The sequence below is a fragment of the Pseudomonas sp. CG7 genome (genome assembly GCF_023701885.1).
In the GTDB taxonomy this organism is placed as follows: Bacteria; Pseudomonadota; Gammaproteobacteria; order Pseudomonadales; family Pseudomonadaceae; genus Aquipseudomonas; species Aquipseudomonas zanjanensis.
Genome location: NZ_JABAEE010000034.1, coordinates 17,086 through 43,274, shown reverse-complemented (window position 1 = coordinate 43,274; position 26,189 = coordinate 17,086). Strand labels below are relative to the sequence as shown.

Below are 26,189 nucleotides of genomic sequence, written 5' to 3'. Positions count from 1 at the left end.
CGTCCAACAAGGAATATTGGTACCCCGCGACAACTAAAAGTTATTCGAGAGGCGCTTGGCTGTTCAGTCCGGGGGCCGCCACCATGCGCAATGGCCCGACATCGACGGCGTACTGGCTGACCACCTGACGGCTCATCTGGACGATGTTTTCGATCAACTCCAGGCCGACGCCAGCGCGCCAGGACGCCACGACGTCCAGTTGGGGCAGGGCGGTGCCGGGGTCGAGTTGGATCAATTCGCCACTGGCCAGAGGCTTGGCCACCAGCGCGGCCGGCAAGGCGCCGATGCCGAAGCCGTCGCGAATCAGCCGGGTCATGGCCGAGACCGAATTGACGCAACTGACCCGCGGCGCACTCACGCCGTGGGCGTACAGCAGGTTGAGCACGTCCTGGTGCGGACGCGAATGCTTGACGAAGGTGATGATGCGCTCGCCGGCCATCTCCACCAGCGACGCATAGGGCCGGGCATAGATCGATTGGCTCGCGGCGATCCAGTGCATGGGGTAGTGGCCCAGTTCCAGGTTGCGCACGCTTTCGTGGCGGACCAGATCGGTCTGGAACACGATGTCCAGGTAGCCTTTCTGCAATTGCTCACAGAGGTTGCGCGCGGCATCGGCGGTGATTTCGATTTCCACGGCGGGGAAGGCTTGCATCAGCATCGACATCAGCGGGCTGAGCCAAGTGTGTATAACCGTATCCATCACGCCGATGCGCACCAGGCCTTGCTGCGGACTGCTAGTGTCCAGGGACTGTTTCAATGCGCGCTGGACGTCGAGCATTTGTTCGGCGTAGTCGAGCACCTTGAGGCCTTCGGGTGTCAATGAGACCCCGCGCGAATCCCGCACGAACAGGCGCAGGCCCAACTCTTCTTCCAGCGAGGCGATCCGGCTCGAGATCGCCGCCTGGGTGCTGAACATCTTCTCGGCGGTGAGGCTGAAGCTTTGCAGCCGGGCAACCCAGACGAAGGTTTCGAGGAATTTGAGGTTCATGGAGGCTCTCTGGGTGCGTGTGGTTCTTATGGTTGCAATTGTTACTCCAGATCGAGCCATCGGGCGCATCAAATTTTCTTATGGCCGATCCGGCTTTTTTCCCGTTTGACGCTGCGCCGATTCGACACAAAGAATCCGCTCCACGACGCAAGCCCACTGCGCCGGCATCCCCATGACAACAATAACGAGGCGTGCGCAGAGCCCCTGGAGGGGTCGCTCGCGCCCATAAAAGGAGCGCGCCATGCAACACGCCACATTCCCTCGACGGACCTGGACCTCAGCGGGCACCTTGCTCGGCCTGAGCCTGATCGGCGTGCCGAACGCCCAGGCCGATTTCATCGCCGACAGCAAAGGCAACCTGGAGGCTCGCAACTTCTACTTCAACCGCGACTTCCGCCAGGACGGCGCACGGGACAAGGCCGAGGAATGGGCCCAGGGTTTCCTGCTGCGAATGGAATCGGGATACACCGCCGGAACCGTGGGTTTCGGCCTCGATGCCTTGGGCATGGCCGGTTTCAAACTGGATTCCGGCGGCGGCACGGCGGGCACCAATCTGTTGCCGGCGGATCTGTCGGGCGGTTCCCAGGACCGTTATGGCGAACTGGGCCTGACCGCCAAGATGCGCCTGTCCAAGAGCACCTTGAAGCTGGGCACGTTGCAGATCAAGGACCCGGCGGTGAGTTCCAACGACACGCGCCTGTTGCCGGGCACGTTCAAGGGCGGCTTGCTGAGCGTGCAGGAAATCGATCGCTTGAAGCTGACCGCCGGGCAACTCACCCAGATCAACTTTGTCGACTCCACCGACTACCAGGACATGACCGCCAACCGCATGGGCGGCAGCAGCGACAGGTTTCAGTTCGCCGGGGCGGACTATCAGTTCCTGCCGAACCTCGCGGCGCAATACCGCTATAGCCAGTTGGAAGACATCTACCAGCAAAACTACCTCGGGTTCGTCCACACCCTGGACCTGGGCGCAGGGCAGTCATTCAAGAGTGACGTGCGTTATTCGCGCAGTACCGAAGACGGCAGTTTCCGCGAACTCGACAACCAGGCTTTCGGCGCCTTGTTCACCTACAGCCTGGCGGGTCATGCGTTGGGCCTGGGCTACCAGCGCATGAGCGGTGACGATCCGTTCCCCTACATCGGCCGCAGCGATCCGTACCTGGTCAACTTCGTGCAGATCGGCGATTTCGCCAACATCGACGAGCGTTCCTGGCAAGCGCGTTATGACTACAACTTTGCCGCCATTGGCGTACCCGGGTTGACCTTCATGACCCGCTACATCACTGGCGACAACGTCCAGCGCAGCACCCCGGGCGAAGGCAAGGAGTGGGAGCGCAACACCGATATTGCCTATGTGGTGCAAGACGGCAGGTTGAAAGGGCTGGGCTTGAAATGGCGCAACGCGACGGTGCGCTCCAATTTTGGCAATAACCTGGATGAGAATCGGTTGATCGTTAGCTACACCGTGGCGCTTTGGTAAGAAGCCCTGCGGTACATTGTGGCGAGGGAGCGTGCTCCCGCTCGGCGGCGCAGCCGTCGTAAAAACCTGCCAACCGTATTTTCCTGATGCATTGGTTTGGGTTTGGGGCTGCTGCGCAGCCCAGCGGGAGCAAGCTCCCTCGCCACAGATGTATCTCCTGGATAAAACGGCATGGCACTCGCTGAATGGCGTCGTAGCCTGTATACAGGTGCGCTTCGAAAGGGATTTACCGAGAAAACAAGGAGCCGTTGCCGTGATTTACCTGATACGCCATGCCACGCCGTTGATCGATTACAAACCCTGCAATGCCCGTTCGGCCAAGCTTCGGCTGGATGAATACAACCAGACCTCATCCATCGATGAGGCTGAAATTGCAGCCTTCCTGGGCCAGCCAAACGTATCTCAAATGCTCCTGGCGAGCGAAGCCAACGTCATGTCCTCGCCCGTCAACAGAGCCTACGCGACGGCTTGCCGGTTGTTCGACGTGGCGTGTATCCAACAGGATGCTCGATTACGTGAGTTTGACCTGCGGTTGAGCAACATTCCCGTCCTGAAGATGGGCTTGAGGCATTGGTTCGCGTTGCACAGGATCCTTTGGTTGTTGGGGATTTCACTGGGGGCCGCCAGCCGAAAAGCCGAACACCAGCGGGCGCTCGGTGTGGCCGCTGAGCTTTACAAAATCGGCGGCGAGGCCGGGAAGATCACAATCATCGTCTCCCACGGCATGTTCCTCAGAACCGTCAGGAAAGCCCTGCAAAGGCGCGGCATGCAGGCGCACAGGGTTTATCGCTCGGGCTGTTTTACCGTCGAGTCGCTAACGCCATGAGGGGGATTGCTCGGCCATCAGCAATAACGACTGCGGCACCGGGCTTTGCGGGTGCTGCGGCTCCCGCAGGCTCACCAGTCGGAAACCCGCCATCTCCAACGCATTGAGCCAACTGGACAAGGTGCGCAAGTACCACGGCATGGGCTGCCATTGGCCTTTGAACCCATCGAAGGTTTCTTCTCGCCAGCCGTCCTGATAATTGCCCGCCGCCACGGTCCAGGGATGCAGCGTCTGGAGCACCAGCGCGCCGCCTGGGCTGAGCAGGGCGTTCCTCGCGGCGAGCAACGGGATGATGTCCTGGTGCAACAGCGCGAAGTTGGCGCAGATCAGGTCGTAGCCGCTGCCGACGTCCACCGTCGCCTCCACCAGTGCGTCATAACTTGCCAGATGCACCGGCGAGGAGCCTGATGCCCGGGCCGCTTCGACCAGCGTCGCGTCGCCATCCACACCCACCGCTTCGATGCCCCGTTCAGCCAGCGCCCGCAACTACCAACCTTCGCCGCAGCCCAGATCCAGCACGCGTTCGGGCCGGCGGCTCTGCACTGCCAGCAGCATGGCCTGGTCAGTGACTGTCCGACGGCTTTCGATGGCACCGCAGCGGATGGCTTCGATCCAGGCCTGGGCATTGTGGTGCCAACTTTGGAGGAGTTTGGTTTCGGGTGACGACATTGATCCAGCTCCGCAGTGGATGAGGTAAGCATAGGACAGCCCCTGAGGCGTCGCGGGTCAAAGCGGTCGATCAAGAAACAACAAGCGTGCCGCGAGCGCTGCCATGACCCCGGCAAAACCATACGTGCCCAGGCGCCTTGAAATCCCACCGTTGCCCAGTTTCGCCTTGAGCTGCGCGGCGCAAACACCCAGCAGCGTATGGAAGACGAGGGCAATCAGTGCCAGCAACGCTCCGAGGAAGATCAATTGCAGGCCCACGCCGCCAGCCTTGACGTCAACGAACTGAGGCAGGAACACCATGAAGAACAGCAGCGCCTTGGGATTCAAAAGGCTGTTGAGGGCGCCTCGGCAGAAGATTTTCCACAGCGAAGCTGCCTGCAGTTGGCTGTCCTGAGTCGCGGCCGGCGTTCTCAGTGCTTGCCAGGCCAGCCACAGCAAATAACCGGCCCCGGCCAGACGTAGCACGTCGAACGCCGGCGCCCAGCTCATCACCAGCGCGCCAATGCCAGCGCTGACCATCATCGTCATCAGCATGTCCGAAAAGGAAATGCCGAGGGCCGCAGCGACACCGGCACGCCAGCCGTGGGCCAACGCATGGCTGGTGACAAAGGCCATGTTGGGCCCCGGAACGATCAGCAGAAGCACGACAGCAACCACGAACAGGTAGAGATTGGCGGTGTCCGGCATGGGGATCACTCCGAGGGAAGAGCCTCGACAGTAAGCGAACGACGAGGAGGGCGTCAGTTACAGTCCGGGCCTATCTGATAGCAACAGTCGTCCGCACATGTAAGCATCCCGGGGCCGTTACCGCAGCGCCTAAAGCTACGCCACCGTCGGCTTTACGACGCTGCGAATCAGGGAAGCGAATGTGCCGATGACCTTGTCCTCGTCGTGCCGCCCCCGCACCAACGCGCCGGACAGGGCTTCTCCCGCGCCGATGAGGCCAATGCAGCATCGCTCAAGTTCGTCAGTCGACCACGTTGTGTGAGGCTCGAGCACGGCCATGAACATCTGCACACAGTTGTCCAGAAGCTCTTGGAACACCGCCGCCTTTTCCTCGCTGCCTGCCAGGGCTGCGCCCACTGCATGGAATTCGTCGGTGTTATCGGCCGCGCAATGAATGTAGGCGCTCGCCAGGACGACGGCCGTTTCCTCCAGGCTCCGCGCAGTGTTGGACATGGCGTCACGAAAAGCGGTGACCCGCTCGGTATCGATCCACTTATAGAGCTCGATCAACAGACCCGAGCGAGTGCCGAAATGATCGTAGACAACCGGTTTGGACACGCCAGCGCGAGCAGCCAAATGCCCCAAGGTCAACCGATCGGCATCTTCCTCACGCACGATCAATAGCGCGGTATCCAGCAATTGTCGACGCCGTTCGGCTTTCGCAAGCCGGCGGGGAGGGGCGCCGAGAGGGCTATGCTCAGTGTTTTTCTGCACGTTTTCGTTCCTGGCCGATAAAAACCTACCAATGGTAGGTTTAAGTGCGTGATGGTGTGTTAGCTTACCTACTGAAAGTAGGTTTAAACCAGAGACAAGGAGAACACACCATGTCACTCGATCCTATCTTATTAATGGGCGGTTCCGGCGCTATTGGCCATCACACCGCCCGGGCGCTACGAGCCGCCCATCCCGACGTACCCCTGCTGATTGGTGGCCGCGACCTTGCCAAGGCTCAGCGGGCCGCAGAGCACATTGGCGGGGCACAGGGGGCGGTGATCGACGCCGCCGCAGACGACCTCGGTCTCGGCGATCACCCGGTCAGCGCCGTCGTGGTCTTTTACATGGACCACGCCCTTGCCGGATTACGTTTTGCGCAAAAGCGCGGCGTGCCGCACCTCAGCATCTCCTCCGGCGTTTTCGAGATCGCGCCGGAAATCGCAACGTACATGCACACGCCTGATGCTTCGCCGATTGTCCTCGGTTACGAATGGATGGTCGGCGCGACGACCGTGTCGACGCTGAGCATTGCCCGCGCCTTCGGCCGAGTCCAGGACATCCGTATCAACGCCCTGGTCGATGAGCAGGATACTGGCGGTCCGACCGTCGCCACCGATTTTGAACATTTGATCAAGATGCTGCCCGCCGCGCTGACACGGCGCGACGGTGTGTTCGTCTGGCGCGAAGGAGAGGATTCCAAGGCAGGATTCCACGCGGTGGATGGTACGAAGATCGAGGCCACCGGCTTCTCGTCCATTGATGTCGTTGGCCTGGCGGCTGCGACGGGCGCGCCGAATGTCCAGTTCAACCTGGCCACCGCAGTAAGCTCAACTCGCCGCCAGGGCAGGCCGATGTCCACCGAGATCATCATCGAACTCGTCGGCGAAGACCGCCAGGGCGAGCCGCTGCAGACACGTCATGCGCTCATCCATCCGGCAGGCGCGGCCCCCTTGACTGGCCTCAGCGTCGCGATGACTCTTGAACGTTTGATCGGGTTGCACGGCCAGCCACCGACTCCGCCGGGGCTGTACTTTCCTTATCAATTGCTGGATGCCACTGCGTATCTGGAGCGTCTGAAGCAGGAGGGTGGCGAGTTGCGCAAGCTATAGGGGCCTCGCTGCAGGCCCTTTCAGGACTGCAGCGATGGCATGGTCAATATCACTCTGTCGGTGGTTTGTAGCCCGCAAGCATGTTCAATATCTCATCGTGCGAGCCGCTCGCCTCAGCAAACCGCAAGGGTTTTGCGCGCTCGACGATAAGCTCTTGTGGGGTTGGAGAGATCTCGAACAGCTCGAAGATTTCATTCAAGAACTCATCCAAAGGCATGGCGTGTTCGTCATTTTCCTGCCCAAGCAACGTGGTGCGCACACCTGGCGGTGCAAGCTCGATCACCTCGACGGGCGAGGCTTCCAGTTGCACGCGAAGACTTTGAGTGAACGAATGTACGGCCGCTTTGGTTGCGCTGTAGGTCGGCGTTGCAGGCAGTGGGACAAATGCCAAAGCCGAACTGACGTTGATGATTGTCGCACTGGGCTGCTTGATCAGTTGGGGGATGAAGGCGTACACCATGCGAATCGTGCCGAGCAGGTTCGTTGTCACGATATCTTCGGCGATGCTCAGGTCTTGCGCAGCGGTCAGATCCTCCCAATGCATGATGCCGGCGTTGTTGATGAGAACGTTCAGTTTCGGGTGACTGATCGCCAGCGCTTCGCAAATGCGCTGGATGGATTGCGGATCAGAGACGTCCAGTAATACCGATTCAATACCTGGATGTTCTGACACGATCTTGTCGAGCAGAGCCTTGCGCCGCCCCGCGATGATGACGGTGTTACCCGCCTTGTGCAGCCTGAGCGCCAAGCCAAGGCCTATGCCTGAGGTGCTGCCGGTAACCAGGATCGTGTTGCCCGTGCTGTTCATAGTAAACTCCGGTAAGGGTACGCAAGCGGACAGCTGTCCACTTGCAAAAAAACTAACGGACAACTGTCCGCTTTGCAATGCAGCGCAGGAAAAAACTTTGCCCAAGAATGATGAATTGGCGATGCGTTCTGACGCCAAGAAAAATCGAGAACGAATTCTGAAGGTCGCTGTGGCAGAGCTGACACTCGATCCTGCGGTCCCGCTGAGCGCGCTTGCGAAGAAAGCCGGCGTGGGGCAGGGCACGTTCTATCGCCATTTCGCCAATAGGGAGGAGCTGGTATTCGAGGTTTATCAATTCGAAATGCAGCAAGTGGCCTCGTTGGCGCAAGAGCTGCTCGCGACAAAACCCCCAAAGCAAGCCCTCCGGGAATGGATGGACTGCCTCGCAGAATATGCAATGACCAAGGCTGGGCTTGCGACCGCGATACGACAAGCCGCCTCCACTTACGAGTTCCCAGGGAAGTCGGGATACGCCCCCGTCCAGGCCGCTGCCGAGTCGCTTTTAAGGGCCAATGAAAAGGCCGGAACGATTCGTAGCGGGGTTACCCACGACGACTTTTTCCTAGCCACCGCAGGAATTTGGCAAATCGATTCCCAGAGCGATTGGCGCTCGCGTCTCGCCAGATTGATGGACCTGGTCATGGATGGTCTTTGCGCTGGCAGTCCCGAAAGCCTGAAGGATCAACCGTCTGACACCTGACTCAGTGGCCGGCTAACAGCTGGCTATAACGCGCGATGCAAAGGCGCTAGCATGAAGGTTTACTCATAGAGAGGACCCTCATGCGAAACCTCCCGCCTTCTTCGAGCCTGCGAGCCTTTGAAGCCGCTACTCGGCACGCCACGTTCACCTCGGCAGCAGAGGAGTTGCATGTCACGCAGAGCGCAGTGAGCCACCAACTCAAGCATCTGGAGCAGCTCTGGGGATTGCAGCTGTTTCATCGCGGTAACGCGCTGCACCTGACCTCGGCAGGCGCAGCGCTTGCGCCTATCGTGCGGGAGTTCTTCATGAAGCTCGAGGCCACCCTGGCCGATTTGCGCGAGCAAAACGGGCGGCAGCGGTTGAGCGTCAGCACAACCTATTCCTTCGCCTTGAAGTGGTTGCTGCCCCGGCTTGCGGATCTGGCGCAAGCCCATCCGGAAATCCTGCTGACCCTGGACAGTACCGACAACCCCATTAACTTCTCGACGGCAGACCCAGACGTTGCTATCCGCCTGGGCAACGGTCATTTCCCTTCGCTGTTCTCAGAGTTTCTGTTCCGCGAGCAGATTTTTCCTGTCGCCAGCCCAGCGTTGCTCGCACGTTTTGGTACGCCTCAAACGGCAGCCGAATTGCTGCGCTATCCACTGCTGACGCGCGATGGCGCAGCGCTGGTGCCGAAATGGGAGCAGTGGTTTGCCCAGGTGGGTGTCGAGGTCACAACCTTGAAGGAAAGCATCCGCTACGCCGACACCAACATGACCATCGAGGCGGCGCTGTTGGGGCAAGGTATCGCCCTGGCACGCAGCGGGCATGTCGAAGCCGAGCTCAATGACGGCCGCCTTGAAAGGCTTTTCGAACTGCCGGTCGCATCGCCCTTGGCGTATTACTTTGTCTGTCCCAAAGGGATCGAGACTCAACCGCATATTGCCAGCTTTCGTCGTTGGCTGGTGACCCAGGCAGTTGGCGCTCAGCAGGCTTATGCATGAGCTTTTCATCATGCCCGGATGAAGAGACTTTGCTTCTATAGCGCTACTTTAGCGGTCTAGGATGATGCATGCCCTTACACATCATCTGCCTCGTCTTGTTCGCCGCGCTGCTGCACGCCAGTTGGAATGCCATGCTGCGCGGGGGCGCCGACCGTTTGTGGTCCATGACCATCATGTGCATGGCGATCGCCGTGGCGAGCGTCATCGTGGCGGCGCTACTGGCGCCGCCCGCCCGGGCAAGCTGGTTTTACGCCGGCCTCTCCGCGGTATTGCACGTGGGCTACAACCTGTTCCTGGTGCGCAGTTACAAGTCCGGGGATCTCGGCCAAACCTATCCCATCGCCCGCGGTGTCTCTCCGATCCTGATTGTCCTGGCCGCTTCGCTGTTCGCCGGTGCGCGGGTAGCGCCGAGTGGACTGCTGGGGATTACGTTGGTGTCGACTGGGATCCTATCGCTGGCCTTTACCAGGCGTCGGCGGACGTTGCCCAACTTGCCCTACGCATTGGGAACCGGTTTTTTCATCGCCGCCTACAGCGTTGTCGACGGCATCGGTGTTCGCCTCTCCGGGGCGCCGATGGCCTACACCGCCTGGATGTGCCTGTTGTGGGGCGTGATGATGCCCATGGTTTACATCGGGCTGCGAGACACTCAAAGCCTCTTTGCCCTGCGACCAGGGTTCGCTGTGGCCGTCGCTGGCGGGCTGGTTTCGTTATTGGCCTACGGGGTCGTGATCTACGCCATGGCTCATGCACCGATGGGCGCGGTGTCTGCGTTGCGAGAAACCAGCGTCATGTTCGCCGCGTTGATCGGGTACGCCTTTCTTGGCGAGGCATTGACCTTGCGCAAGCTGCTGGCCTGTGCCGTCATTGCCCTCGGTACGCTGGTCATCGGCTGACGTTGCTTTTTCATCCAGTCGTGAGGATTGACCATGAATGAACGTTCGCAAAAGCCCGTGATCCTGATCACCGGAGGCGGGCGCGGGATCGGGGCGGCGACGGCCATACTGGCCGCTGAGCAAGGCTACGACGTCGTGCTGACCTATATCGCCGATGAAGCGTCGGCGTTGGCGGTGGCCGCGAAGGTCGAGGCCAAGGGCGCCCGTGCCTTGGCAGTACGTGCCGATAATGCCGATCCAGCACAGGTCGCCGAACTGTTCGCCACCCTTGACCTGCACTTCGGGCGAATCGACGTGCTGGTCAACAACGCCTCGATACTCGCCCAGCAGTCTCGCTTGGAGGATCTTGGCTTCGAGCGCATGCAGCGAATATTCGCGGTGAACACCTTGGGCCCGATGCTTTGCGCGCAGCAGGCTACCCGGCGCATGGCCTATCGTTATGGCGGGCGTGGCGGTGCCGTCGTCAATGTCTCCTCGGCGTCAGCCCGTCTCGGTAGCCCGAATGAATATGTGGACTACGCAGCGTCCAAGGGCGCGGTCGAAACGTTCACGACCGGTTATGCCAAGGAAGTGGCGCGGGAGGGCATTCGGGTCAATTGCGTTCGACCCGGGCATATCTATACCGAGATGCATGCGAGCGGAGGAGAGCCGGGCAGAGTCGATCGGGTGAAGGACACGATTCCCATGGGGCGCGGTGGCCAGCCGGAGGAGGTCGCGCGGGCCATTCTCTGGTTGGCGGGGGAGCAGGCTTCGTTTGTGACGGGAACCTTCCTGGATGTGACTGGAGGGAAGTAGGCTGAGGGGATATCGGCTGCCTCATTTCATGTTCGGGTAACTTCAGCCGTTCGTCGACCATAGGTCACGTCATTCTTATTTCTTGATACTGTATCATTCAAGTATCTAGAAAGTAGAAAGTCATGCAATCAGTCCATATGGTTTTTGGCCCTTTGGGGGCAGGGAAGTCGACGTTCGCCAGGCAACTGAATGCCGAAGTGACTGGCGTACGCTTCTCCATCGATGAGTGGATGAACGAGCTTTATGGCCCGGACCTGCCGAAGCCCATGAACCTGGCGTGGATCATGGCCCGTGTACAACGCTGTGAAGCCCATATATGGAAGACGGCTATACAGGTCCTGGGAGCAGGGCGCGACGTCGTGCTTGATCAAGGCTTCATGAGTGAAGCTGATCGCACACGCATTCGTTTGTTGGCCGGCCAAGCGGGCTATCAGGTGTCCAGCTATTTCATCGATGCTGCCCCCCAACTGCGGCGTGAGCGGGTCATGCAAAGAAATAGTGAAAAAGGCGAGACCTACGCTTTCGAGGTAACGGGGCCAATGTTTGATTTCATGGATTCCCGATTTGAACGTCCTTCCCCACAAGAATTGGAGCAATGCTGCAATGTCTGACAACGAATCTACCGCACCTGCCGCGAATGGCTCGATACTCGACCGCTGTGTTCGTTTCTCACGCGCCTACACCTCAGCCGCACGGCGAGTGGATGCCAAGCTCTCTGCCGTGCACGGCCTGAGCTTCAGCGATTTCATGATCCTGTACCACTTGAAACATGCACACAATGCTCGACTGCGGCGAGCGGACCTGGCTGACAGCATGGGGTTGACGGCATCGGCGGTCACCAAATCCCTGCTGCCGCTTGAAAAAATAGGCTTGGTGTCTCGCCAAAGTGACCCACGGGACGCGCGTGTAGGCTACGCCTGCCTCACGTCAGCAGGCGATCAGGTTTTTGCCGATGCGAAGGTCTCGGCGGAGTTCGCTTGCCAAGAGGTTTATGAGGCGATGGTGGGGGAGTGGAGCAAGCCTGGTTAAGCGTGACGCCGTTCAATCAGCTCACGTACGTGCTTGGCAATGGCCAGGCATGACGTCAGTCCGGGAGACTCTATGCCAAACAAATTGATCAGCCCCGGGACGTCGTGCTCGCGCTGGCTGCTGATCATAAAATCGCGGGCTGGCTCGCCAGGTGCCGAGATCTTCGGGCGAATCCCGCTGTAGCCCGGTTGCAGGCTACCGTCCGGCAAGTCGGGCCAGTAAGTGCGAATGGCCGCATAAAAACTGTCTGCGCGAGCGGGATTGACTTGGTAGTCCTCGGTTTCGACCCATTCGGTATCTGGACCAAAGCGTGCTTGTCCGCCCAGATCGAGGGTCATATGCACCCCGAGACCGTCGGCTTCCGGCGCCGGGTAAATGAGATGGGTGAAGGGCACGCGTCTGGACACGTTGAAGTAACTGCCCTTGCACAAATAGTCACGCGGCACCGCATCAGCCGGCAATCCGTCGATTCGCCGTGCCAATGCCGGCGCATGAAGGCCCGCGGCATTGATTAGCCGGCGGCATGCAAGCTCCATGGGAGCTACCCCACCCACATGAAGGAGAAAACCGTCCGCTGTCACCTTTGCACCGAGGAACGGGGCATGGAACGCGATGCTGGTGCCGGCCGCCTCGGCGTCCCCTTGCAGCGCCAACATCAGCGCATGGGAGTCGACGATGCCGGTCGAAGGTGAATACAACGCAGCGATGCATTCAAGCGCAGGCTCCAGCGCCATGGCCTGATTACGATCAAGCAGACATAGATCATCCACACCGTTTTCATGCCCTCGCTTGAGCAAGAATCGAAGCTGATCTACCTGCACGTCAGTGTTGGCGACGATCAGCTTTCCAAGTCTGCGCGTACTGACACCGTGGCTATCGCAATACTCGTAAAGTGCCTGTCTGCCCTCGACGCACAGCCGGGCTTTCAAGCTCCCGGGAGGGTAATAAATCCCCGCGTGGATGACCTCCGAATTACGCGAGCTTATGCCAATACCGATTGCCGCCCCAGTTTCAATCACCAGGACTTCGTGACCTGCCAAGGCCATTTCCCGCGCGATGGCAAGCCCGACGACACCCGCACCCACGACTACGCAGTCGATATCGACACTCACCGTCACGGCTCCTTTCAAATCGTTAGACGTCATCGAGAAGGTACCTTCAAGGCCGGGAGTCCGCCACCCGCGCTTACTCCTTACGCAACAGCACCCGGGTCACCCGTCGCTCCTCAACCGCCATCACGGTCATGTTCCATCCTTGGCAACTGAGCGTGTCTCCAATAATCGGCAAGCGATCCAGCAGGCTCATCACCAAGCCGGCAAGCGTTTGATACTCTTCCGTCGCTTTTGCCTGAAAGCCGATGTGTTCGCGGACGAGACTGAGATTCAGGGCACCGCTGACAAGGAAACCTTCTTGCTGGGGAACAATGTTCGGTCCTTCGATTTCACTGGCATCCGGCAGCTCACCGGCAATGGACTCCAGGATGTCGGTCATGGTGAGAAGGCCGACGAAGTCACCGAACTCATTCACCACAAACGCGATGTGGGTCGACGCCTTACGCATTTGCTCAAGTGCATTGAGGATCGTGAAGCTGTCGAGCAGGTTGATGGCTTTGCGTGCCATGACTTCCAGGTTTGGTTGATTGCCTGCCAGTATTTCCTTGAGCAGTTCTTTCTTATGGACAAAGCCCAGCGGCTCATCCACGCGTCCTTCGCGGATCAACGGCAAGCGCGAGTAAGCAGAATGCATCAGCGTCGCACGGATCTCTTGCGCAGCATTTGCCAAGTCAAGGTGATCGATTTGCGCACGAGGCGTCATCACACTGCGTATCGGCCGCTCGGCCAGCTGCAGCACGCCACTGATCATGACCCGTTCGCGCCGATGGAAAACCTGCTCCGATTCCTCACCTTCCAGCATGTCGGCGATTTCCTCACCGACTTCATCGGCATCCAGTTTTTGGCCGCCCAGCAGGCGCAACACCGCATGGGCGGTACGCTCGCGCATCGGCCGTAGACCTTGCAGGCTTTTCTTGCGACGAGAGCGCGCCAACTGGTTGAACAGCTCGATCAGGATCGAGAAGCCGATCGCGGCGTACAAGTAGCCTTTTGGAATGTGGAAACCCAGGCCTTCAGCGGTGAGGCTGAAGCCGATCATCATCAAGAAGCCCAGGCACAGCATGATGACGGTAGGGTGGCCATTGACGAATTTTGTCAGTGGCTTGCTCGCGATCATCATCAAGCCGATCGAGAACATCACCGCGATCATCATGACCGACAGGTGCTCCACCATGCCCACGGCCGTGATCACCGCATCCAGGGAAAAGACCGCGTCCAGCACCACAATCTGCGCAACGATAGGCCAGAACATCGCATAGGCGGCATTGCTGGAGCGTTGCGCCACGTGGCCTTCGAGCCGCTCATGCAACTCCATGGTTGCCTTGAACAACAGGAACACACCACCAAACAGCATGATCAAGTCCCGGCCCGAGAACGTCTTGCCGAACACCTCGAACAGCGGGTTGGTCAACGTTACCATCCAGGAAATGCTGGCGAGGAGGCCAAGGCGCATCAGCAATGCCAGGGAGAGGCCGATGATACGGGCACGGTCGCGCTGCTCGGGCGGCAGTTTGTCAGCCAGGATGGCGATGAATACCAGGTTATCGATGCCGAGTACCAGCTCCAGCACGATCAAGGTCAGCAGGCCGAGCCAGGCCGTGGGGTCAACGATCCATTCCATGGGTTATTCGCCCCTCCGGATGATCGAAGCGAGGGAAGGGGGCTGCAACACATGTATGCAGGGCGTAGGAACGCCGGAGGGAAAGCGGTTGTTTGGAGGACGACTAGGAGGTTCCTGGGGGGCGTTCATACAGACCTGGAAATAGTTGGGGAAGAAATCCTACAACGGTTTCCAATAATTCATACGCGGCGATTTATTACAGGATCTGACAGATTGGTGAGGCGATGAGAGCGCTGTGCAGCGTATCGGCTTCGGAGCTGAAGGTACCGAGCCCATCCGCGAAGCCTAGGCGACGCGGTGGATTTACAGGGATGGACCATACCGATGGTCAACTCAGCGTTGCGGGCTGAGTATGGACTCGGATTTCTCCTCGACTCAACCGAGTTGTATCTGCTCCAGTATCAGGCTGTCGGTGATGTTCATGTCGTCCAGCAACAGAAACATCTTGCTTAGCACCTCAGCCATTTTCTTGTCTGTATCGGCAAACGGCAGGTAGAACTCGGCAAAACTGCTACCTGCGGGCACGATGCACAGGTAGTTGCCAGGTTCGATATGGATGGCGGCGCTGCCCAGGTGAATGCGGTAGTTCGCACGCCGACCGGTAATATGCAGAAAATGTCCTTCGCACCCAACGTTTTGCAAGCCCAGCTCTTGGATCAACTCGCCGATCAGTTCCGCGCGTCGTTGCACGGTTTCGTGGCTAGTGCTGTAGTCGGCTGCTGCGTGGGCTACGGAGACCAGCAGATCGGCGTCACGCATGACTTCTGAGAACAGCAGCGGTGGTACTTGCTCAAGGGGGATAGCTTTCTGGGCGCGATGGAATGCAATGGTGTCGAAGGTAAAGTGTTCCGTTTCCGAGAGGTAATGACCGGTATCCGAAAAGTTGAACAGGGCGTACATGCCGTGCTCTTTGCTCTCGTAATAGATCTCCTCGACGCTGGAGGTCGACCAGTTGCGGACCTGCAGCAACCGCGCGGCAACTTGGGCTTTCAGGCGGTGACCGGCAAAGCGATTGGACCACAGGCCGGTGTCTCGCTCTGCAGGTGTGAGCAGGTACAGCTCGCGAAAGGCCTGTTTGAACGGCTGCACGCGGCGATGGGTCACCACGTCTTTCTGCCAGGCTGACAGTTGCCCTGCCGTGAACAGATGAAAGGGGTGAGCGATACGCATATTCCTCTCAGCGACGTGTTGGCGACCTTCAAGATCAGTCACCGTCAGCGTCGCGGCATCAAGCCAGCCCAGCACCGTGTCGTCGACCTGCACAATCAGTTGCTCCAGCAGCAGACGAACAGCAGGCATTTTCAACAATTGTTTCAGATCGTCCAAGGCCAGGGTTTCGCCGCTGCTCATCATCGTTTCCAGGGTGCGGCCGAAGCGGGCGATCTGTTCCTTGAGCTGGGTCTGCTGCGCTTTGAGGGCAATGAAGTCTGCGTGTTTGCGAACCGCAGGCGGTGCGGTCTTGAGCGTCTTTGCGGCTTTGCTGATGTGCAACGTGGGCGACAAGCCGTCGATGACGAGCGTGACGTCATAACCATCGATGGTAGCGGCCGTCAGGGCGGACTCGGCGATTTCCGCTTCCATGGCCCATTCCAGGCGGATCACCGAGGGATAACCGGCGACACGCGCCAGGTTTTCCAGTCCAGCCTGCACCGCTGCGTGGGAGTTGGCTTGTCGTTCGGCGCCGTATTTACGCACCTCGTTGTGCAGCTTCTTGAGCCTCAGATAGCGCTGGCGTACGTCGTCCGAATCCGTGACGGGCAGCACGCCGTAGATGCGCATAGCCGCCTGTGCATGGCGGGCCAGCTTCTTTTCCAGGGCCGGTCGGCCGATGCCTTGGTAGGCGTCGAGCAGCACACGCGTCGCGGGAAACGCCCAGGGCGAGGGATCGAGTGCTGCGAGGTACTCACGCAAGTGGTCCGGGTTGGCCTCGGCCAGCGCCTTGTCCAGCAGATAGCGGTCCACCACACCCACTGTTTCATCCAGCGTATTGGGCAGGTCGGTGCCCCAGCCGGAGCGAGGCGCCAAGGCGATGTTCAGGTACTCACGCTGGAAGGCTCGCAAATCGCTCCAACCGAGCGCGTCGAGCATCACCCGGCTGGCGTGTCCAGCATAGGGCAGGGCGGCCAGCAGGGTATCTCTTGAAAAACCGGTCAGCGCTGGGAGCAGTTCTGCCGATTGATCCTTGGGCAGTGCCTGACGCAACAGAAAACGTTCGAGCACCGCGGCCGTATGGCCGAAGCCGTCGAGGAAGTTATCCGGCGTCATGCCCAGTCGCTCAATGACCGCCAAGGCCTGCAGTAACCAGCGGGTCTCATAAACCTCGACCGAACGGAAGGTGTCAGCCAGTCTCTCGGCGTTATAGGGCAATCCAGCCAGGGCTTCCTCGACATAACGAACGGTGAAGTTCGCCAGTTCAGGGGAGGCGACAGCAGATTCTTCAGTAGGAATTTCCTCACTTTGGAATGACTCGACATCCATGTCTTCCGGGGCCTCGTCGCTGGAATCGTCCTCGTCAAACTCCTCATCCGCGTACTGATTCAGGTCCACATCATCGCTGCCCAGTCCGGCGTCGCCTGCGTAGAACATCATGGCGCGGCCCCAGGTATTGGCTGCCCGGACGAAGCGAGGGTAATCGAGGCGGCCCGCTTCCATCAGGCCCCGCGCAATGCGCTTGATTTCCTTGTGCCCGTAGGTATACGCGTCGGCGATTTTCCTTTGTTCACTACAAGGCGTGGACGGGGGCTGCTCGCGGTTCCAGCTGCCGTCCAGTAACCATTCGGCGAGGGTCTGCCAGGCCGGGGTGGACGGGTAATTGCTCAGACGATTGATGCAGGCCTGAACATCTGGGAAAGCCCAGGCCTGGTCCGGACTTCTTCGGTAGTAGGCAGGTCCATCTTCGTCAGTGGGCAGCGGATAATCACTGTCCTCGAAGGCAAATTGCAGCATATGCCGCAGTCGCGCCCCGATCTGCTCCAGTGCATAAGCATCTGGGCGGGCCGTGATCCACGCATCGCAGAGTCGATATTGCAGGCCATAGCGCAGTTGATCGCGGCGGTCCTCCAGATCGTCCCACACGGTAGGGAACACAAAACCATCAGCCAGTGCCTTGGGCCCATCCTCGGGATGCTGCCTGACCCAGTCAGCCGCTATACATAGGCAGTCGATGCCGTCCCAGAAATCGGGCTCGAATTCGTCATATCGATTAAGCTCGGGATAGTCATCCAACGCTCTATCACAGAATGCTCGCAGCGCTGCGAGACGTTCGGTTTGTTCGGGTACTGGACGGCGTGATTGCATGAGGATATCCGAGAACTGAGTGACGAGGATCAACCGCCAACCAGCGGCACCAGGCGGATAAACGCGAGCGTGGAAGGAAGACTCAATTCGATTGACTCGTCGAGTCTTTGCAGCATGACGCCATTGTGCAGAACGCGGAACGCACGGGTTTCAAAACCCTTTAAAGCTCGCTCGACCTCAACGCTGACATCCAGGACTGGAGGCGCGGTGGCCTGAGGCATGACAATCGCGCCTTCACTGGCTTGCAGAAGAATATCCCGCTCGCTCAGGTATTGGCGGTCGAGCGCTTTACGCATCGACGCTTGTTCCAGCCCGTGTTGAGCTGACAGCGCGGCGATCTGTTCGGCAACGGTCAGGCGAATGAGCTCGGCGACCGTCAAGGTCAATGAAATGGGTGTGAGGGTGACAGGAGGCAGCAAAAGCTCCTGGCGTGCGCCTTTAAGACAATAGCTATGAACCACGAACTCCATGACGCATTCCTTGCAAGCCGGGTTAGTCGAGCGGATGGGACCTTAGCATAATCGTTCATTAGGCATGAGCCAGTCGCTCGGCGAGCGCCTGGTAAAGGCACAACATTATTCACCGTCGTGGTCGACAACGGCGGCGCAGCGGAAAAAGCCTGCAAAGGACGTCGACTGGCCCAATATACAAGTACACATAATGTATATTATGTTAAACGAGATGTTTACGTATCGCCACAAACCTCAGCCCCTCATTGATGGCTTAAGGCTATCCGTCGATAATCACCCCTTCTCAAAAAGCACATAAGGATTTGCTGTGAAGAAGCTCTACCTGGCTCTACCGCTCTGCGCGCTGCTGCTTCAAGGCTGTGGTGTGACCATGACCCGCTATGAACCCAACTTTCAAAACGTTCAGCAGCTCAAGAAAAATGAGCCCATGCAACACCTGCGCGAAACACAGGTGAATGCTGATTCTGGCCAAGGGTCTTTGATGGTTCGCCTGAACCCGATTTCTTCGCCCGTGGGCAGCGTTCCACTGCACATCCAGGCAGCGATCAACGATGAGCTCCGTCAGGCTGGTTTGCTGGACCCTCGTGCTGACCGGCAACTGCAGATTCAATTGGTCAAGAGCCAGCTCACCGCTGGCATGAGCAACGGCCATGGCGAGCTGGCTGCGCGCTTCACATTGCGTAAAGGTGACCAGGTTTTATACGAAACCACTAAAGACGTGCAGCGTGATTGGGACAGCAGTTTCTTCGGTCCGATCGCCATTCCGGCTGCGGCGAACAACTACAACCCTATGGTGCAGGACTTGCTCAAGAGCTTGTACAGCGATCCACAGTTCACTCAAGCGTTGAAGTGATCAAAAAAAAAGAGCCGCGGTTGCGGCTCTTTTTCTGTCGGCTGTCAGCCCCGTGGAATGTGGGTATCGACAGCGGAGTATTTCATGCGGTTGTTGTCGACCCAGTTTTTCAACAGTGCATTGACCTGCCGGTTGAAGGTGTCGGTGATGGCAGCTTTGGGCGTATTACCTGCCAGGGGCAGGAACCAGATACCCAACCACGTATTGACCGCATCGTGGTTGCTGGTCTTGCCCACCGGCTGACCCTGCTCATCCAGCGTTTCCAGGCTCACCGTGTACTGGTCGGTTGCCAGCGCAGGGATGATCGTGAACGTGAAGCCGCTGATGAATGCCAGGACCATTTGCCCACCACCTGGTGCGTGGTTGTAGACCTTCAATCGAAGACTGTAGTCGCCCGGTTGCTTCTGGAATTCGTCGAAGACTACGCGCCCGAAAAGCCCTGATTCGTCGAAGGTCCGCTTCAGATCAGGCTTGAGCATGTCCCGAGCCTGCGGCACCTCGGTGGCTTTGGCATTGCCAGGTTCGCCCTGATAGAAATCGAAGTCGACATAGACGTTCGGTTTGTTCGAGTAGCTGGCCATCGAAGGCAGATTCTCCGGGGCGACTTCATCTTTGGTGAAACTGGCACATCCACTGAGGCTCAAGGCCAAGACGAGGCCCATGGCTTTTGCAAATTGCATATCGACTTCCTTGCGTAATTTTTACTAATGCCGCTCACAGAGAGGGGTGCGAATTCTAGCGGGATCCATTTAAAAGCAAAAGGCCATCATGTCGCGCTCCCCCACCCGCTTTTTCCAATGCGTGAAATTAACGAGCATGAAGCTCAACAACAGCGCTCCCTTGATCAGAAGATTGAGCAAGGCGCACCTCGACATCGAGGAACTGCTGGATAACAACGGCGTTCGTTCGAATATGATTGCTCAGGCGTACCGTCGTCAGTTTGCCAGCGCCGGCGATGGCCAACGGCAACATCAATTGATCTGCCAGGTGGTTTCCCACCGCCGTGTTCGAATGGGCCCATTCTGTGAATTCGTCTATCGCCACGTCAGCGACCTGCTCCGCGCGAACGCGTTCTTGGCCAATACTGGCGAACACTTCGGTAACGCCAGCTTTCATGGCTGTGATCGACACAACATTTCCGGGCCCTGCCTGGTCACCCAGGTCGGTGACAAAGAGGTCGTGCCGTCCGATCTTCAGCCTCGCTGAAAGCCGGTCGACTTCTCGGTTCCCAATCGAGACAGGAATGGCCGAAACCAGCGCTCCGGCCGACACGATGGTGACGGGGTCCATTCCACCGTCCAGCTCCAGTGGCTTGAGGATTGAAGGTTCAACAGTGGCTTCGACCAGCCCCCCTCCGCCGGGGACAAAGCCATGATTGAGCAGCGTCAGTTCCACCTGCGCGCCCATACGCCGTACCAGCGGTAACCAAGCGTGTTGTATGAATTCGAAGGGCGGCGCCGCGGGGTTATGCGTCCCGCCAGTGATCCGGACGGTGCTCGGCCCATCAGCACGCAAAAGTGCAGGCAACAGCGTCTGCAATACCAACATCGTGCTGCCCGCCGTTCCGATTGCGAATGAATACTCACCAGCCTTTATGCTTCCGGGATGGAACTTAATAGTTGTCGAGTTGAGTTCCGCACCAAGGCTTTCAGCGCCACAAATCTCAGTCGCCGCTCGCACTGCGGTGAGGTGCTGGCGCAACAATCCGGGACGGGAACGCTTGCCGCGTATCCCCGTCATCCGGAACGCCCGCCCGGTGATCATCGAGAGGCTGAGGGCCGTACGAAGCACCTGCCCTCCTCCCTGGGTGCCGTCGATCAGAATCAGGTCCTGGTCCATCACCTCACCCCTTCACGCATACGACTTGGCGCAAGGTATGAACCACTTCGACCAGGTCGCGTTGGGCAGCCATCACTGCATCGATATCCTTGTAAGCCATCGGAATCTCATCGATAACAGCCGCATCCTTACGACACTCCACATGCGCGGTCGCCCGCACCTGGTCCTCGACCGTAAACACCGCCTTCGCCTTGGTGCGGCTCATCACCCGGCCCGCACCGTGGGAACAACTGCAGAACGCCTCCTCGTTCCCCAGGCCGCGCACGATGAAGCTCTTTGCGCCCATCGACCCCGGAATGATCCCCATCTGCCCCTTCTGCGCGGAGACGGCGCCTTTACGGGTGAGAAGAATGTCCTCCCCAAAATAAGTGCCCCGCTCCACGTAGTTATGGTGGCAGTCGACAGCGATCAGCCGTGACTCGAACGGCTTGGTGATAATCGATCGGACGGCGTCCAACACCGCCACCATCATCACCGCGCGGTTCTGTTTGGCGAAGTCCTGGGCCCACTCAACGGCCTCGACGTAATCATCGAAGCTGGACGTTCCTTCTCGCAGGTAGGCGAGATCCCGGTCGGGCAAGTTCACCATGTGCTTGCGCATCTCTTCACGGGCCTTTTCGATGAAATAGGTGCCGATCATGTTCCCTACGCCACGGGAGCCGGTGTGCAGCATGACCCACACGTGGTCGGTCTCGTCCAGGCACACTTCTACGAAGTGGTTTCCTGTGCCTAGCGTTCCGAGGTGTTTACGGATGTTGGATTTTTCCAGGCTGGGGTGTTTGTCGGTGATGAGGTTGAAACGCCCCTCAAGGGCCGACCATGCCTGATCAACAAGCGCCGGGGCGGTCTCCCAAGCGCCTTTATCCCGACCGCTACGCCCCGAGGTGCGTCCGTGCGGCACGGCCTTCTCGATTGCGCTACGCAGGCCAAACAGACTGTCGGGAAGATCGCCTGCGCGCAGCGAGGTGCGCACGGCCGACATCCCGCAACCGAGGTCGACCCCGACGGCAGCGGGAATCACCGCGCCTTTGGTAGGAATCACGCTCCCGATGGTCGAGCCTTTTCCCAGATGAACGTCGGGCATGACCGCCATGTGCTTGAACACGAACGGCATCTGCGCCGTGTTCATCAGTTGTTGCCTGGCCTCGGGTTCAACCGGGACGCCTCGGGTCCACATTTTGATGGGCTTGCCGTTTTCGACCTCAAGCAGCTCGAAGGTTTGAGTGGTCATTATTTTCGCTCCTGTGATGTTCTGTTTGGAGGTCTATAGCGAGCGGCATGCCAAAGTCACTAACGGTGAACTGTATTTTCTGTATTTCATTGATATCTAACGGTTAATTGAGATATGACGACCTGCAGCCCAGTGAAGTCTATTCAATACAAAGACATAAAAACTATACTGTATTATCGAATGCTATCTTTTGAGATATCCCGCAATGCAGATCAAGAAGACAGTCGCCATTGGAATTCTGGGTTCGAAGCTCGACCGCGTTGGCAAGGGTGAGCAGCGCTGGAACAAATGGCGCCCGACTGTCTCACTTTGCCAGCAGCCCGACCTGGTGATTGATCGCCTTGAGCTGATTCACGGGGAGGCGGGTTTTGACACGGATCTGGCGTTGAAGGTAGCGGCTGATATCGCTCAGGTGTCGCCAGAAACAGAAGTCCGCCTGCACACCATGGCGATGCGAAACGCCTGGGACTTCGAGGAAGTGTATGCCGCACTCCACGACTTCGCGGCTGACTACCCCTTTGACACAGAGCGTGAGGATTATCTTGTTCACATCACCACGGGCACCCATGTTCAGCAGATCGTCTGGTTCCTGCTGGCCGAGTCCCGGCACGTCCCGGCCAAACTGATACAGACGCAGCCGAGCAGCCTGCGGAATGATGACTCGGTGCCGGCTGGCAAACACGTTGTCACCGACCTCGATCTTCAGCGCTACGACCAGATCGCGAAGCGATTCCAAGCTGAGCGGCTGGAAGGTACGCAACTGCTCAAGTCCGGCATTGCGACCCGCAACACGGCGTTCAACCGTACGATAGAGCAGATCGAACGGGTCGCCGTTCGATCCAAGGCGCCGATTTTGATCAGCGGCCCCACAGGCGCCGGCAAGTCCTTTCTGGCACGACAGGTCTATGAGCTTAAACGGGGCCGACACCAGATCGATGGCCCGTTCGTCACGGTGAACTGCGCCACGTTGCGCGGTGATACCGCGATGTCGACGCTTTTTGGCCATGCCAAAGGCGCGTTCACCGGCGCTCAACAGGCGCGAGAGGGCTTGCTGCGCTCGGCTCACAAAGGGGTTTTGTTCCTTGATGAGATTGGAGAGCTGCCGCTCGATGAGCAAGCGATGCTCCTGAAGGCGATTGAGGAAAAGCGGTTCCTGCCGATGGGTTCTGACAGGGAGGTCGAGTCCGATTTCACCCTGATAGCAGGTACCAATCGAGACCTGCAAACACGAGTGACCGAAGGCCAGTTTCGCGAGGACTTGTTAGCCAGGATCAACATTTGGACATTTGTGCTGCCCGGGCTGGCCAACCGAAGGGAAGACATCGAGCCGAACATCGATTTTGAACTGCAGCGCTATGCCCGGGATCACGGCTACACGGTTCGTTTCAATGTCGAAGCTCGGCGCCGATATGTGTCCTTTGCTACCAGCGGGGACGCCCGTTGGCCGGGAAACTTCCGACAACTCTCCGCGTCGATCACCCGGATGGCCACCTTGGCCGACAGCGGCCGGATCGACATGGCGCTGGTGGAGGATGAATTGGAACGACTGCGCCTGGACTGGCGGATGCCGACCATCTCCGACCCGCTGTCGGAGCACCTGGCGAAAGCAGGTCTCGAAATTGATCTGTTCGATCGCCTTCAGCTGGAGTCGGTCTTGAAGGTGTGCAGCACAGCGGCAAGTCAGGCGGAGGCCGGTCGCAAGCTCTTTTCACAGAGCCGATCAGCCAAGGCATCGCCTAATGATTCCGATCGTATCCGTAAGTTTCTGGGTCGATTCAACATCCCATGGAGCCAAGTCAGCGAGCTTGTATAGAAGGCACGCGGTACGGAATCTGTCACTGGCTAAATAGTCGGCACTCGGCGCAACGAAGCTCGCTGTACAGGCCTCTGCTGCCAAGCCAATTGCGCCTGGACAACGGCGACCGCCTCCAGCACTTTGTGCGCCCAACCCTCATCCTCCGGATGCACCACGACCACGCGAAAGCCATGGTCATCCCCTTCGATCTGCACCCCTTCGGAATCATCAACGTGCAAGTCGATATCGAACGCTGGCGGATATTTCGAGGGCGTATTCAACAGCCCATGGACCGCCAGCGCGCGGTTGTGCAGCACGCTGTTGACGACGCCATCGACGCGAATGCCATACAGCAGCAGCCAACGACGGATATAGGACGGCGTGCGACCGGACGAGGTATAGACCCAGATGCTGCAATCCTGGCGGCGCAGCTCTCGGATCAAGGAACGTGTGCCCCTGCGCAACGGTTCACCCAACCAACGATGGACGCTGGCCGGCAGTTTGCTGTGCTCGACTTCGCAGTGGTGGAGTTGGCAGGCGAGCGTGTCATCGATATCAAACGAAATACGGATGCGTTGGCGCCTGGACATTTGCAGCGGGACAGCGCCACGGATGGCCTGCTCTACCCGGCTACCGACGGTTTTGCATTTGGCGAGCGCCGTATACTTGCCCATCAATGGCCACCTAGAGAGAAGGACGACGGCTTGCCCTTGAGAAAGAACTTCATCGGGTCAGGCGCCTGTTCTTCCAGGAAAGCTGCGTATTTTTTCTTGATCTTGGGCAATTCGTACAACGCCTTGACTCCATGTTTGGCAGAGTTGCGTATGACCGATGAAGGGTTGAAGTAGCCCTCGGCGTTTTCCAGCGTCAACACGAAAGGCGGCAAGCCCGCGCGCATGAGCAGGTAGCTGACGATGAGCGACCCACTGCGGTTGTTCCCTTCAATGAACAACTGCGGCTTGCTGAGAATGCGCACATAGACGCCAGCCGCACGCTTCCAGACGGATTCGCTGCGATACGCACAATACCAGTTGTACAAGTCCTTGATGCCTCCCTCAACGTTGTTGAAGAAATGCGCCTCGGTCGCGGCCAGGTGCTGGGCGTACTCCAAGCGGCGCGCCGGGTCTCGGCCGCACAGCACCGTGGCGTTGATCTCAAGCATCAGGTTCAGTTGCTGGAGGTCGAACAGATCAACACCGCGGGCAACATAGTCGTCAACCAGCGCATAACCTTCAAGCACATTGTGCAGCACCTCGTCGGTCAAGGGATCGCGCGGCTCGGTGAAGTGCCGGCTCAGCGCGGCGAAGCGCTCTTGCACTTCCCGCAGTGCACGTTCAATCGCAGGCAAATCAAGGCGGTGCGTAGCAGGCATTGGTGCTCCTTGGGAAACGCTTGGTAAATGTCTACCGGATGCCCGCCAAATCCATTTGGCTTCTGCAGGTATGCGGCCTTGACCGGAAGTGGACTCAGCTGAACTTGCCGCTGATGTAGTCGCCGGTCATCTGTTCACGAGGGTTGTCGAAAATTCGCGTCGTCGGGCCCATTTCGACCAAGTAGCCGGTGCGCGTGCCCTGGGTAATATCCACCGAGAAGAACGCCGTGGTTTCAGCGACGCGGATGGCTTGCTGCATGTTGTGGGTGACCAGCGCGATGGTGTAGTCCTTCTTCAACTCGACCATCAGCTCCTCGACCCGCCGGGTAGCGATCGGGTCGAGTGCCGAGCACGGCTCATCCAGCAGCAGGACTTCCGGCTCGGTGGCGATGGCGCGGGCAATGCACAGTCGTTGTTGCTGGCCGCCGGACAGCGACAGGCCACTGACCTTGAGCTTGTCCTTGACCTCATCCCACAGCGCGGCGCCTTGCAAGGCATGTTTGACCCGATCGCCGATATCGCCCTTGTAGCGATTGAGGCGCAGGCCAAACGCGACGTTGTCGAAGATGCTCATCGAAAACGGGTTGGGCTGTTGAAACACCATGCCGATGTAGCGGCGCACGACCACCGGATCGACGCCCTTGCCATAGACGTCTTGGCCGAGGAAGTGCACGTGGCCCTCGAAACGGAAACCTTTCACCAGATCGTTCATTCGGTTGAGGCTGCGCAGCACGGTGCTCTTGCCACAGCCGGAGGGCCCAATGAAGCCGGTGATCTTGTTTTTTTCGATCGGTACATGGCTGTCACGTACCGCCATGAAGTTGCCGTAGAAAATCTTGTCCAGTTTGCAGTCCATGACGACAGGGGCCT

General features: G+C 58.8%; 25 protein-coding genes and 1 pseudogene. 11 read left to right on the top strand and 15 right to left on the bottom strand.

Annotation, left to right across the window (positions count from 1 at the left end; all coding sequences use genetic code 11):
- Window positions 1-40: 40 nt before the first annotated feature.
- Window positions 41-988, bottom strand: coding sequence for a LysR family transcriptional regulator (locus HGO40_RS15615; RefSeq protein WP_186705595.1), 948 nt, complete (start codon window positions 986-988; stop codon window positions 41-43).
- 241 nt (window positions 989-1,229) lie between these two features.
- On the opposite strand from HGO40_RS15615, the gene HGO40_RS15610 reads away from it, so the two are divergent.
- Complete coding sequence (locus HGO40_RS15610; RefSeq protein WP_250963731.1) at window positions 1,230-2,471, top strand: OprD family porin; 1,242 nt, start codon at window positions 1,230-1,232, stop codon at window positions 2,469-2,471.
- Between the two features lie 253 nt (window positions 2,472-2,724).
- Complete coding sequence (locus tag HGO40_RS15605; RefSeq protein WP_250963730.1) at window positions 2,725-3,297, top strand: histidine phosphatase family protein; 573 nt, start codon at window positions 2,725-2,727, stop codon at window positions 3,295-3,297.
- Here the strand turns inward: HGO40_RS15605 and HGO40_RS15600 are convergent.
- From HGO40_RS15600 to HGO40_RS15590, 3 genes and pseudogenes are all read right to left on the bottom strand, one after another.
- A pseudogene (locus tag HGO40_RS15600) lies at window positions 3,286-3,966 on the bottom strand (class I SAM-dependent methyltransferase). The gene HGO40_RS15605 and the pseudogene HGO40_RS15600 sit on opposite strands and share 12 nt — an antisense overlap.
- A gap of 57 nt (window positions 3,967-4,023) precedes the next feature.
- Window positions 4,024-4,653, bottom strand: a complete 630-nt coding sequence (locus HGO40_RS15595; RefSeq protein ID WP_250963729.1) for a LysE family translocator — start codon at window positions 4,651-4,653, stop codon at window positions 4,024-4,026.
- 135 nt (window positions 4,654-4,788) lie between these two features.
- Window positions 4,789-5,406, bottom strand: coding sequence for a TetR/AcrR family transcriptional regulator (locus tag HGO40_RS15590; protein WP_250963728.1), 618 nt, complete (start codon window positions 5,404-5,406; stop codon window positions 4,789-4,791).
- 110 nt (window positions 5,407-5,516) lie between these two features.
- Between HGO40_RS15590 and HGO40_RS15585 the strand changes: the two genes are divergently transcribed.
- Complete coding sequence (locus HGO40_RS15585) at window positions 5,517-6,515, top strand: NAD(P)-dependent oxidoreductase (protein WP_250963727.1); 999 nt, start codon at window positions 5,517-5,519, stop codon at window positions 6,513-6,515.
- Between the two features lie 49 nt (window positions 6,516-6,564).
- Here the strand turns inward: HGO40_RS15585 and HGO40_RS15580 are convergent, their stop codons facing one another.
- A complete protein-coding gene (locus HGO40_RS15580; protein WP_250963726.1) occupies window positions 6,565-7,323 on the bottom strand; it encodes an SDR family oxidoreductase in 759 nt (252 codons plus the stop codon).
- A 121-nt stretch (window positions 7,324-7,444) separates the two neighbouring features.
- Here HGO40_RS15580 and HGO40_RS15575 point away from each other — a divergent pair, with 121 nt between their 5' ends.
- From HGO40_RS15575 to HGO40_RS15550, 6 genes are all read left to right on the top strand, one after another.
- Complete coding sequence (locus HGO40_RS15575) at window positions 7,445-8,023, top strand: TetR/AcrR family transcriptional regulator (RefSeq protein WP_250963754.1); 579 nt, start codon at window positions 7,445-7,447, stop codon at window positions 8,021-8,023.
- Between the two features lie 80 nt (window positions 8,024-8,103).
- Complete coding sequence (gene gcvA, locus HGO40_RS15570) at window positions 8,104-9,009, top strand: transcriptional regulator GcvA (RefSeq protein ID WP_250963725.1); 906 nt, start codon at window positions 8,104-8,106, stop codon at window positions 9,007-9,009.
- Between the two features lie 68 nt (window positions 9,010-9,077).
- On the top strand, window positions 9,078-9,905 hold the full coding sequence (locus HGO40_RS15565; RefSeq protein ID WP_250963724.1) for an EamA family transporter: 828 nt from the start codon (window positions 9,078-9,080) through the stop codon (window positions 9,903-9,905).
- 33 nt (window positions 9,906-9,938) lie between these two features.
- Window positions 9,939-10,700 (top strand): SDR family oxidoreductase, encoded by a 762-nt coding sequence (locus tag HGO40_RS15560; protein WP_250963723.1) that lies wholly within the window; start codon window positions 9,939-9,941, stop codon window positions 10,698-10,700.
- Between the two features lie 122 nt (window positions 10,701-10,822).
- Complete coding sequence (locus HGO40_RS15555; RefSeq protein WP_250963722.1) at window positions 10,823-11,311, top strand: P-loop nucleotide/nucleoside kinase family protein; 489 nt, start codon at window positions 10,823-10,825, stop codon at window positions 11,309-11,311.
- Entirely contained in the window at window positions 11,304-11,729 is a 426-nt protein-coding gene (locus HGO40_RS15550; RefSeq protein WP_250963721.1) for a MarR family winged helix-turn-helix transcriptional regulator, read from the top strand. Before HGO40_RS15555 ends, HGO40_RS15550 begins: the two co-directional genes overlap by 8 nt.
- On the opposite strand, the gene HGO40_RS15545 is transcribed toward HGO40_RS15550, so the two are convergent.
- From HGO40_RS15545 to HGO40_RS15530, 4 genes are all read right to left on the bottom strand, one after another.
- Window positions 11,726-12,841 carry an NAD(P)/FAD-dependent oxidoreductase gene (locus HGO40_RS15545; protein ID WP_250963753.1) on the bottom strand — a complete coding sequence of 372 codons (1,116 nt, stop codon included), beginning with the start codon at window positions 12,839-12,841 and terminating at the stop codon, window positions 11,726-11,728. The genes HGO40_RS15550 and HGO40_RS15545 overlap by 4 nt on opposite strands.
- 73 nt (window positions 12,842-12,914) lie before the next feature.
- Window positions 12,915-14,462 carry a TerC family protein gene (locus tag HGO40_RS15540; RefSeq protein ID WP_250963720.1) on the bottom strand — a complete coding sequence of 516 codons (1,548 nt, stop codon included), beginning with the start codon at window positions 14,460-14,462 and terminating at the stop codon, window positions 12,915-12,917.
- A 375-nt stretch (window positions 14,463-14,837) separates the two neighbouring features.
- On the bottom strand, window positions 14,838-17,759 hold the full coding sequence (locus tag HGO40_RS15535; protein ID WP_250963719.1) for a DUF4132 domain-containing protein: 2,922 nt from the start codon (window positions 17,757-17,759) through the stop codon (window positions 14,838-14,840).
- Between the two features lie 29 nt (window positions 17,760-17,788).
- Window positions 17,789-18,229, bottom strand: coding sequence for a hypothetical protein (locus HGO40_RS15530; RefSeq protein WP_250963718.1), 441 nt, complete (start codon window positions 18,227-18,229; stop codon window positions 17,789-17,791).
- Window positions 18,230-18,536: 307 nt separating this feature from the next.
- On the opposite strand from HGO40_RS15530, the gene HGO40_RS15525 reads away from it, so the two are divergent.
- The gene (locus HGO40_RS15525) at window positions 18,537-19,082 is read left to right on the top strand and encodes a hypothetical protein (RefSeq protein ID WP_250963717.1); all 546 of its coding nucleotides are present in this window, start codon (window positions 18,537-18,539) and stop codon (window positions 19,080-19,082) included.
- A gap of 44 nt (window positions 19,083-19,126) precedes the next feature.
- Here the strand turns inward: HGO40_RS15525 and HGO40_RS15520 are convergent, their stop codons facing one another.
- The 3 genes from HGO40_RS15520 to HGO40_RS15510 form a co-directional block, all read right to left on the bottom strand.
- Window positions 19,127-19,762: a hypothetical protein gene (locus HGO40_RS15520; RefSeq protein WP_250963716.1), complete on the bottom strand. Its 636-nt coding sequence runs from the start codon at window positions 19,760-19,762 to the stop codon at window positions 19,127-19,129.
- 127 nt (window positions 19,763-19,889) lie between these two features.
- Window positions 19,890-20,921, bottom strand: a complete 1,032-nt coding sequence (gene rtcA, locus HGO40_RS15515; protein ID WP_250963715.1) for an RNA 3'-terminal phosphate cyclase — start codon at window positions 20,919-20,921, stop codon at window positions 19,890-19,892.
- A 4-nt stretch (window positions 20,922-20,925) separates the two neighbouring features.
- On the bottom strand, window positions 20,926-22,152 hold the full coding sequence (locus tag HGO40_RS15510; RefSeq protein WP_250963714.1) for an RtcB family protein: 1,227 nt from the start codon (window positions 22,150-22,152) through the stop codon (window positions 20,926-20,928).
- A 205-nt stretch (window positions 22,153-22,357) separates the two neighbouring features.
- Between HGO40_RS15510 and rtcR the strand changes: the two genes are divergently transcribed.
- On the top strand, window positions 22,358-23,965 hold the full coding sequence (gene rtcR / locus HGO40_RS15505; RefSeq protein ID WP_284739124.1) for an RNA repair transcriptional activator RtcR: 1,608 nt from the start codon (window positions 22,358-22,360) through the stop codon (window positions 23,963-23,965).
- A gap of 29 nt (window positions 23,966-23,994) precedes the next feature.
- Here rtcR and HGO40_RS15500 read toward each other — a convergent pair whose 3' ends face one another.
- The 3 genes from HGO40_RS15500 to pstB form a co-directional block, all read right to left on the bottom strand.
- Window positions 23,995-24,537, bottom strand: a complete 543-nt coding sequence (locus HGO40_RS15500; RefSeq protein ID WP_250963751.1) for a hypothetical protein — start codon at window positions 24,535-24,537, stop codon at window positions 23,995-23,997.
- 83 nt (window positions 24,538-24,620) lie between these two features.
- Window positions 24,621-25,319, bottom strand: coding sequence for a hypothetical protein (locus HGO40_RS15495; protein WP_186705612.1), 699 nt, complete (start codon window positions 25,317-25,319; stop codon window positions 24,621-24,623).
- 94 nt (window positions 25,320-25,413) lie between these two features.
- Entirely contained in the window at window positions 25,414-26,175 is a 762-nt protein-coding gene (gene pstB / locus HGO40_RS15490; protein ID WP_250963750.1) for a phosphate ABC transporter ATP-binding protein PstB, read from the bottom strand.
- Window positions 26,176-26,189 lie beyond the last annotated feature (14 nt).